Origin of the sequence: Candidatus Infernicultor aquiphilus, from assembly GCF_002784285.1 — a bacterium.
Lineage (GTDB): Bacteria > Atribacterota > Phoenicimicrobiia > Phoenicimicrobiales > Phoenicimicrobiaceae > Infernicultor > Infernicultor aquiphilus.
Genome location: NZ_PFKO01000387.1, coordinates 1 through 1,809, shown reverse-complemented (window position 1 = coordinate 1,809; position 1,809 = coordinate 1). Strand labels below are relative to the sequence as shown.

The 1,809-nt window shown below is 39.0% G+C and carries 3 protein-coding genes; 2 read left to right on the top strand and 1 reads right to left on the bottom strand.

All coding sequences use genetic code 11. The features are described from left to right. The first annotated feature begins 238 nt into the window (after window positions 1-238). Both COZ07_RS10725 and COZ07_RS10720 read left to right on the top strand, forming a co-directional pair. The gene (locus COZ07_RS10725) at window positions 239-619 is read left to right on the top strand and encodes a YcbK family protein (RefSeq protein ID WP_406608555.1); all 381 of its coding nucleotides are present in this window, start codon (window positions 239-241) and stop codon (window positions 617-619) included. A gap of 131 nt (window positions 620-750) precedes the next feature. Continuing rightward, window positions 751-1,020 carry a hypothetical protein gene (locus tag COZ07_RS10720; protein WP_406608554.1) on the top strand — a complete coding sequence of 90 codons (270 nt, stop codon included), beginning with the start codon at window positions 751-753 and terminating at the stop codon, window positions 1,018-1,020. 314 nt (window positions 1,021-1,334) lie between these two features. Here the strand turns inward: COZ07_RS10720 and COZ07_RS10715 are convergent. After that, window positions 1,335-1,809: pyridoxal-phosphate dependent enzyme (locus tag COZ07_RS10715; RefSeq protein WP_406608553.1), on the bottom strand; the 475-nt coding region annotated here is incomplete at its 5' end.

Here is a 1,809-nt window from a genome sequence, read left to right as displayed (position 1 = left end):
GGATAAAGGACCTACCCAACAATCACTATTGGTTAAATAGTAAGCTGGTTTTATTTGTCATTCCTGCAATCCTTTATGTCATTCCTGCACCCACTTTCGTGAGTGTAAACTTCAGCAGGAATCCAGATTAATATTTAAAGCCTGTCCTCGACCTGATCGGGGAATAGATTCCCGCTTCCGCCTGCCTGTGCGGCAGACAGGCGGGAATGACTTTAGTGGGTGGAAAAGGAGTTTGCTCATGGAGAGGTTAAATCAAATAAATGAAATAGATATAGCCCAATATTTTAAGCTATCTGAATTTGCCTGTCCCTGTTGTAAGCGTGTAATGTTACATCCGCTGCTTTTAAAGAAGTTGGTGGAATTTAGAGCCATAATCAAAAAGCCGATCTATATTACCTCTGGCTATAGATGTTCGGAATATAACCAAAAAGTAGGAGGGATAAAAAGTAGCTATCATATGTTGGGTCTGGCAGCAGATATTCAAGTAGAGGGAGTATCTGCCCTTGACCTTTTAGAGTATGCGGAGATGATCAACTTTGCCGGGATCGGCTTTTACGAGAAGAAGAACTTCTTGCATCTGGATGTTAGACCGACGAAACTTGCTCGCTGGAGAGGATAAATTAGTCGTTAGTGAATAGTGAATAGTCGTTAGTAAAAAAATAGAGCGGGGATGGATAAATTTATCCCCTACCTAATTAGTAAATTAATTTATTAACCAATTGGAAAATTGGAGAATGGGAGAATTGATATATGGATATAAAAACATTATTAGACTTAATCGCTAATCAAGGTTTTCCTATTGCCCTGTCCATACTCTTAATCTTTCGGATTGATAGGTTTATGCAAGAGATAGTGATTGCCCAGAAAGATGGTTATCGGCAGGTTCTGGAAAATACCAAAGAGATACACAATACTATCACTACCTTAAATCAGCAAAATCGGGAATATTATTCCCTACGCTTTTCAGAAGTGCAGAAAGAACTTTCCGGAATGAAGGTAGAGTTAGGGAAAATTGAATAGAGATAAAAAGGCAATAAAAAAAGGGTAAGCTATAGAGGAAGCCTCCTCTTTAGCTTACCCTTTTTATTTTGTAATTAAATTTGTCAATATATATTCTCTTAAAAACAGTAATTGTGAATCGAAGTATCGTTCACTGATTTTTTGGATAGAAGAAGTTTTCAATGGCTTTTTTTAGCTAAATTTTCACCCCTCCAAAATTTGAAAGTGGCTATTTATAAGGGTTACCTAGTTTTGGGGAGGCAAAAATAGGCCAAAAACAGGGGTCGTAATTGCCGATCTTTATATTATATATTTGCGCTTGCGCTTCGTCTCTGTTAAAAAGCATAAAGATCGGTACTTAGATATTTGAGTCCTGAATCATTTATTAATAAGGCTATCGAACTATTTTTCTCCACACCGCTCAATAGTTTCAATGCTGCAGCCACATTTGCGCCTGATGAAAAGCCTGCAAAGATTCCCTCCCTTTTAGCAAGGTTTCTGGCAGCGTCAATTGACTCATGGTCGGAAACGCTCAAATAATCAGACACCAGCTCTCTCTCTAAAAAAGGAAGGTCCATACTATATCCGCCGCCCTGTATCTTATGGTTGGAACGTGTAATAGGTTTACCGGCCAAATAGGCAGCAGTCTCCGGCTCTACAATATAGCAGCGTATACTGGGTTTGTGCTTTTTTAATGCTTTTGTACATCCTACAAATGCTCCGGCAGTTCCAGGGAAATCCAGGAAAACATCGACATCTCCGCTACACTGTTCCCATATTTCTTCACCGGTAAAATATTCATGAGCATGA